The sequence below is a fragment of the Sphingorhabdus sp. Alg239-R122 genome, from assembly GCF_900537065.1.
Classification (GTDB): domain Bacteria; phylum Pseudomonadota; class Alphaproteobacteria; order Sphingomonadales; family Sphingomonadaceae; genus Alg239-R122.
The window spans coordinates 167011-174230 of record NZ_UNRC01000005.1 but is presented as its reverse complement, the minus strand read 5'-3'; the positions used below and the strand labels follow the sequence as shown (position 1 = coordinate 174230).

The 7220-nt window shown below is 53.4% G+C and carries 6 protein-coding genes and 1 pseudogene; 3 read left to right on the top strand and 4 right to left on the bottom strand.

The features are described 5' to 3' along the window. Positions 1-26: 26 nt before the first annotated feature. From trmD to ffh, 4 genes and pseudogenes are all read right to left on the bottom strand, one after another. Positions 27-581 (bottom strand): annotated as a pseudogene (trmD, locus tag G6Q15_RS07510) (tRNA (guanosine(37)-N1)-methyltransferase TrmD); the annotation flags it as partial. Next, on the bottom strand, positions 578-1057 hold the full coding sequence (rimM, locus tag G6Q15_RS07505) for a ribosome maturation factor RimM (protein ID WP_164117311.1): 480 nt from the start codon (positions 1055-1057) through the stop codon (positions 578-580). The gene rimM and the pseudogene trmD, both read right to left, overlap by 4 nt. A gap of 3 nt (positions 1058-1060) precedes the next feature. Beyond that, positions 1061-1558 carry a 30S ribosomal protein S16 gene (gene rpsP / locus G6Q15_RS07500; protein ID WP_164117309.1) on the bottom strand — a complete coding sequence of 166 codons (498 nt, stop codon included), beginning with the start codon at positions 1556-1558 and terminating at the stop codon, positions 1061-1063. Positions 1559-1602: 44 nt separating this feature from the next. Continuing rightward, positions 1603-3072, bottom strand: coding sequence for a signal recognition particle protein (gene ffh, locus G6Q15_RS07495; RefSeq protein ID WP_164117307.1), 1470 nt, complete (start codon positions 3070-3072; stop codon positions 1603-1605). A gap of 313 nt (positions 3073-3385) precedes the next feature. Between ffh and G6Q15_RS07490 the strand changes: the two genes are divergently transcribed. The 3 genes from G6Q15_RS07490 (at position 3386) to mtaB (ending at position 7219) form a co-directional block, all read left to right on the top strand. After that, positions 3386-5068: an EAL domain-containing protein gene (locus G6Q15_RS07490; RefSeq protein ID WP_164117304.1), complete on the top strand. Its 1683-nt coding sequence runs from the start codon at positions 3386-3388 to the stop codon at positions 5066-5068. 73 nt (positions 5069-5141) lie between these two features. Next, positions 5142-5951, top strand: a complete 810-nt coding sequence (dapF, locus tag G6Q15_RS07485) for a diaminopimelate epimerase (RefSeq protein WP_164117302.1) — start codon at positions 5142-5144, stop codon at positions 5949-5951. After that, on the top strand, positions 5948-7219 hold the full coding sequence (gene mtaB / locus G6Q15_RS07480; RefSeq protein ID WP_240330803.1) for a tRNA (N(6)-L-threonylcarbamoyladenosine(37)-C(2))-methylthiotransferase MtaB: 1272 nt from the start codon (positions 5948-5950) through the stop codon (positions 7217-7219). Before dapF ends, mtaB begins: the two co-directional genes overlap by 4 nt. Position 7220: the final 1 nt, after the last annotated feature.

Genomic DNA, 7220 nt, shown 5'->3' with positions numbered 1-7220 from the left:
CGGCAGCGTCAAGTAGATATAAGAGACGGCCGGGTATATTGCGGATATTCGAGCAGGCCCGTTTCAAAGCTCTCGTCATCTCCGCTTGAAGAAGCGCCCATTACCCCGGGAAGCAGGCGAATGCAAGCATCTAATAGCACTAAAGCACCCATTTCACCGCCCGAGAGCACATAATCACCAATCGAGACCTCTTCGATATCGCGGCCTTCGAAAATCCGCTCGTCAAATCCTTCAAAACGACCGCATAATATGTTGACACCAGGGCCAGCGGAAAGTTCACGCACACGCCTTTGTGTGAGGGGTTTTCCGCGCGGCGTCATCGCAATAACCGGCGTACCAGGCTGCTGTTCCAGCGCATAATCGACCGCCTGCCCCAATATATCGGCGCGCAGCACCATGCCCGCACCGCCGCCCGCAGGCGTATCATCGACACTGCGATGGCGATCTGTCGCAAAATCGCGCATCTGAATGGGGTTGCAAGTCCATTTCCCCTGCTCCAACGCCTTGCCCGCTAAGGATGTGCCGAGCGGCCCCGGAAACATGTCTGGGTAAAGTGTGAGGATTTGTGCGGTGAAGGTCATTCAACGAAAACCACGTCGATAACTGCTTTGCCGTCGCCAATATCCAGCGCAGTGACGGGCACCATGAACTTCTTGCCATTTGCGCGTTCGATTTCGATCACATCGCCTGCGCCATAGTCATAAATTGCGCAAATTTTACCTAATTCTTCGCCCTCGCTGGAAACGCTGGGCAAACCAATCACATCGGCGTGATAATATTCATCTTCTGCCAAATCAGGCAGATCAGCACGGGATATGGTGATGTCGGTTCCGCGCGCCGCCTCTGCGGCATTGCGGTCGGTAATCTCGGCAAAACGCGCCACCGCACCCACTTTGTGGTGGCGGATATTTTTGAGGGTCAGTGCGCCCACATTATAGCTTTTATGGATCTTCAGGCTGTCGATACTGTCCGTAAACAGTTTCAGCCTGACTTCCCCCGTCACGCCCTGCGCGCCAATAATGACGGCGAGCGCAACGGAGGTATCAGCTTTAGCCAAGGCTTAGCCTTCCGCTTTTTCTTCGGCGGGAGCTTCTTCCTTGGTTTCTTCAACAGCAGGAGCATCTTCCTTCGCCTCTTCAGCCGGAGCTGCTTCAGCTTCAGGTGCAGCAGCTTCTTCTTCCGCAGGCGCAGCAGCAGCTTCCTTGGCCGCTTCTTCAGCAGCCGCGGTTTTTTCCTTACGCTCTTCTTCGCGTTCCTTGGCTTTCTCGCCAGGTTCCGCTTTTTTCGGGTTGTTGCGTGCTGTGCGCTCGTACAGGCCTTCAGCGTCCAGGAAACGCGCGACACGGTCAGAAGGCTGTGCGCCTACGCCCAGCCAGTATTTTGCGCGGTCCGTATCAACTTTGACACGGCCTTCGTCATCCTTGGCGAGCAGTGGGTTATACATGCCGATCTGCTCCAGGTATTTACCGTCACGCGGGCTACGTTTGTCTGCAACAACGATCCGGTAGTAAGGACGTTTTTTTGAACCACCGCGTGAAAGACGCATTACAACTGCCATAATATTTTCCTTTAATGTTAAATTATTAAATACTGAATTGAATTTTATTTCTTAAGTAATTTTGCTAAATCCGGTGGAATATCCGTACCCGACAGGTCGGGAAGACTTCCCTGCCCGCCCATATTTCCAGGCAGGCCTCCAGGGGCGCCACCACCCATACCTGGGGGCATACCACCGCCCTTACCCATCATTGCGGCCAAACCTTTCAGACCACCCATCTTGCGGATTTTCTTCATCGCACCGGACATCTCCTTATGCATTTTAAGGAGCCGGTTGACGTCCTGCACCGTGGTACCGGAACCTTTGGCCACGCGAATTTTGCGCTTAGCATTCAATAAGGCCGGGCGTTCACGCTCCAATGGCGTCATGGAGCCAATCATCGCATCCATGCGCACCAGCAGCTTGTCATCCATGCCGCCTTTTTGCATCGCGGCCTTCGCTTTTTTCATGCCTGGCATCATGCCCGCCAGCGCACCGAGTCCGCCCATCTGCGTCATTTGTTTCAGTTGCATGCGCAGATCGTTCATGTCGAACTGACCCTTGGCCATTTTCGCGGCCAGCTTGTCAGCATCTTCTTTCTGGACCGTTTCAGCCGCGCGTTCGACCATCGACACAATGTCGCCCATGCCCAATATACGGCTGGCGACGCGGTCGGGGTGGAATGCTTCGAGAGCGTCCATTTTCTCACCGACACCGGCGAACTTGATGGGCTTACCCGTAACCGTACGCATCGAAAGTGCCGCACCGCCGCGCGCATCGCCGTCCATACGGGTGAGAACGACACCCGTAAGGTCAACCTGGCCAGAGAAATTCTGCGCAACGTTTACCGCATCCTGACCCGTCAGCGAGTCGACGACCAGCAGCATTTCATCCGGCGTAGAGATATCGGCTACCGCCTTCATCTCATCCATTAGCTGCTGATCAACGTGCAAACGCCCTGCGGTATCGAGCATAACCACGTCAAATGACTGTAGTTTTGCGGATTGCACCGCACGTTTTGCAATTTCGGTCGGCTGCTGCCCGGTAACGACAGGCAGTGTCTGCACACTCACCTGCTCACCCAGCACCGCCAGCTGTTCCTGCGCCGCCGGGCGGTTCACATCAAGTGAAGCCATCAGCACTTTCTTGCCCTGCTTTTCTTTCAGCATCTTGGCAATTTTGGCAGTGGTTGTGGTTTTACCCGAGCCCTGCAAACCCACCATCATGATAACGGCAGGCGGTGTAACGCCAATATTCAGCTCGCTCGCATCCGCGCCCAGCATTTCGGTGAGCGCATCATTGACGATTTTGACAACCTGCTGCCCTGGCGTCACCGATTTCAGCACTTCATGGCCCACGGCTTTATCCGTTACCTTGGCCACAAAATCCTTAACTACAGGCAGTGCAACATCAGCTTCGAGCAGGGCAATCCGCACTTCGCGCATGGCGTCACGAACATCCTGTTCCTTCAGCGCACCGCGGCCACGCAGCTTGTCAAAGACTCCGCCCAACCGATCAGACAGGTTCTCAAACATATATGTCCTTCCTGCCCTTGCTGGGCCAAATCCAGATCATAACGGGCATATATGACACGCAAAAACCGCCGGTGAGCGAAACCTCGCTGACCAGCGTTTACTGCAGATGAACCCGTATGATGTAAGCTCAATTTTATCACAGCTCAGGTAATCCCGTCCTGCTTGAGGCCGCTACTACACCCGCTTTACCCCATATGCAAGCCTTGATGCACCTGCAGCACATAATGCACATAGTTATAACCATTTCGATAGTTAAGAATTTTTTTATGCGTTGCCGCTAATAAAGTTCACAGCAATCCGAATAGGACCATATATGCATAATTTCATTGAGTTATTGAAACCACGGCACACGTACAAGACAGATATAGTTGCCAGTGGTATCATATTATCCGCAATATTGATGTTTGTCGGAACCGGCAGCATTGTCATGCCAAAGGTTGTTGCAAGCTATTACGAAGATGGCAGCGGGCCGGATAATGTTATAGCTGCGGCCATGATGCTCAATATCGCACTGATAATATTTGGGTGGAATCGTTACAGGGAACTCGCCAATGAGATCGTGATCCGCCGCGCTGCGGAAAAAACAGCCAAGGCAATTGCATGTACTGACCCACTCACAAAGTGCCTTAACAGGCGGACACTATCTGAACGCACGTCAAACATAATTGTTGAAGCACTGGAAATAAGAAAAACTGTGGCTTTCCTTATGCTTGACCTGGATAACTTCAAATCAATCAACGATGTTCAGGGGCATGATTCCGGCGATCTGGTACTTATCGAAATCTCGAAAAGATTGCAGCATGCGGTGCCTTCTGATTCACTTGTATCCAGGCTTGGTGGTGATGAATTTGCCTGTGCCTTTATATTCGACCCTGAATCTCCGCAAACTGTTGAACGTGTCTGCGAAGACATTATCGATTGTATCTCGCGCCCAATCATAGGCCCGCAAACAGAAGTAAATGTGACAACCTCAATAGGTGTGTCATATGCAGATCCGAACATCACGAGCTTTGACAACATCATGCGCCGTGCCGACATAGCCATGTATTTTTCAAAGAAAAATGGGCGAAACCGCTTCACATGGTTTGAACAAAGCATGGAAGACGAAGTGCAGGTACGCAACGAAATCGAATCCGCCATGCGTGCCGGCATTGCCAAAGGCGAGTTTATTCCTTTCTATGAACAGCAGGTGGACTTACAGACCGGAGACCTGATCGGTTTTGAAGTGTTGGCACGCTGGGAGTCGCCAGAGCTTGGAAATCTGCTTCCGGAAATATTCATTCCGATTGCCGAAGATAGCGGTTTGATAAATGAGCTGTCAGAAGCCGTCATGGAACAGGCGATGCGCGATGCATGTCATTGGGACAGCGCGCTGACCATTTCCGTAAATGTATCGCCAGTGCAACTCCGCGACCCGTGGCTGGCGCAAAAAATCGTCAAGCTGCTGGTGCAGACAGGACTGCCCGCCAATCGGCTTGAGGTAGAAATTACCGAAACATGCCTGTTTGAAAATGTCGATATGGCGCAAACGATCATAAACAGCCTGAAAAACCAGGGTGTTCGAGTCGCCCTGGATGATTTTGGCACAGGCTATAGCTCGCTTGCACATCTGCGCAGCCTGCCCTTTGACCGTATCAAGATTGACCGCAGTTTCGTTGCTTCGGTCCATGAGAACCCGGAAAGTGCCGCAATCGTAGAAGCCATTGCAGGACTGGGCAAAAGCATGAACCTGCCTATCACAGCTGAAGGCATTGAGAATGAAGCCGTTGTTACGCATTTACAGAGTCTAGGGTGCATGAAGGGACAGGGATTTCTTTACGGCAGGCCGCAGTCGATGGGCATGACGCATAAAATGCTCGCCGAAAAGAACTTGCTGAACGGAAATCATGATGCAGATTTACGTAAAGATGCATCACCGGACATCGCTTCAGAAAACCGTATGTCGGCAGTCATGCCAAGGCCGGGCTTGGAAGCGAAACGCTCAAGCAGCGGCTAAATCGCTAGGGCCTGGACCCTAATTTCATCTCACGAGACTGGACATGCTTGCCCACCACTAATAAAGCGGCGGAATGGCAAAAACCGCTTTTCATAAAATGCACGGACTCGGCAATGATTTCATCATTTTCGATGGCCGCGAAAATCCGCTTGCCCTGGATGAAGGCAAAGTGCGGCAACTTGCCGACCGGCACGGTGGCATAGGCTGCGACCAGCTGATTGTACTGCACGCTTCCGATAAAGCCGATGTGCGCATGCAGATATTCAATCATGATGGCGGCGAGGTCGAGGCATGCGGCAATGCATCACGCTGTGTCGTCACATTGCTGGACCAGGACGTATCTATCGAAACAGACGGCGGCGTTATTTCGGGCGAACTGACCGGCGATGCTGCACGCGTCAATATGGGTGTTCCCCGTTTTGACTGGCAGGAAATACCTCTGGATTATGCCATGGACACCGCCAATATGCCGGTAAGCTGGGGCGATCTTCGTTCTCCTGCTGCGGTCAATGTCGGCAATCCGCATGTCATATTCTTTGTTGGTGATGGCGGTGCGGTCGATCTGGGCACGATAGGCCCGGATATAGAACATGATCCGCTTTTCCCTGAACGTATCAATGTCAATGTCGCGCATATAAAAGGCGGTGAGATATATCTGCGCGTATGGGAGCGCGGTGCCGGCCTGACCAAAGCCTGCGGTACGGGAGCCTGCGCGACTGCCGTGGCAGCGATAAGCCGCAAGCTTGTCTCCTCCCCTGTCAAGGTACACCTGCCCGGCGGTATGCTGCAGGTGGAATGGGATGGTGCCAACGCGCCTATCCACATGGCAGGGCCCGCCACTTATGTCTTTAGCGGTGAGATAGACCTGGATACACTGACATGACCGAAATCAAACCGCCCAGCCGGATGAAGGAAGGCGCGGAATTTGTCACCATGGGGTGCAGGCTGAATATTGCTGAAACAGAAGCGATGAAAAAGCTGGTCCCTGCCAATGCCAATATTGTGGTGGTGAACAGTTGCGCCGTCACCAATGAAGCCGTGCGCCAGACCCGGCAGGCAATACGCCGTGCCAAACGCGACCGGCCCGATGCTGATGTCGTCGTCACCGGTTGCGCCGCGCAGATACATGCCGATATGTTCGGCAAAATGGCAGAGGTTGACCGCGTACTGGGCAACCGTGAGAAACTGCAGGCCGAAAGCTTCAATAGCGGCGATGATGCGAAAATCCGCGTTGCCGACATTATGCGTGTTACCGAAACCACACCGCATATGGCGACTGCGTTTGCCGAACATTCCCGCGCCTTTGTTGAGGTGCAGAATGGCTGTGACCACCGCTGCACCTTCTGCATTATCCCCTATGGCCGCGGCAACAGCCGTTCGGTGCCCGCCGGCGAAGTGGTCGAAAAGGTCCGTGAACTGGTGGATAATGGTTATCAGGAAGTGGTTCTGACGGGTGTCGATGTTACCAGCTATGGCCATGACTTGCCCGGCGCTCCGCATTTTGGCCTGCTGGTCGAGCGTATATTGAAACTTGTGCCGGACCTCCCCCGCCTGCGCCTTTCATCGCTGGACGGTGTTGAGGTTGATGATCGGCTTTTCGACCTGCTTACCTGTGAACCGCGCCTGATGCCGCATGTGCATATTTCGCTGCAATCAGGCGATGATATGATCCTGAAACGGATGAAGCGGCGCCATAACCGCGCACAAGCAATTGAGCTTGTCGAACGGCTCAAGGCAAAGCGACCCGAAATAGCAATTGGCGCTGACATTATCGCAGGCTTCCCGACCGAAACCGAAGATATGCATCGCAACAATGTCGCGATTGTCAAAGAGTGCCAGGTTGTGCACGGCCATATCTTCCCTTTCTCCCCGCGCGAAGGCACACCGGCAGCACGCATGCCGCAGCTTGACCGGGCGCTTATCAAGCAGCGCGCCGCCGAAGTGCGCGCCGCGGTTTCCCAGGTCGCGTCCGATTGGCGTGTTTCGCTGATCGGCAGTACCCAGAATATGCTGGTTGAAAAGGATGGCCAAACCGGCCATGCGGAGAATTTCGCGAAACTGAGACTGGCGGGCAGGGCTGATCCCGGCACACTTGTTCCCGTACGCATTGCCGCACAGAATAACCAGAACCTGATTGCAGAAACTATCTGAG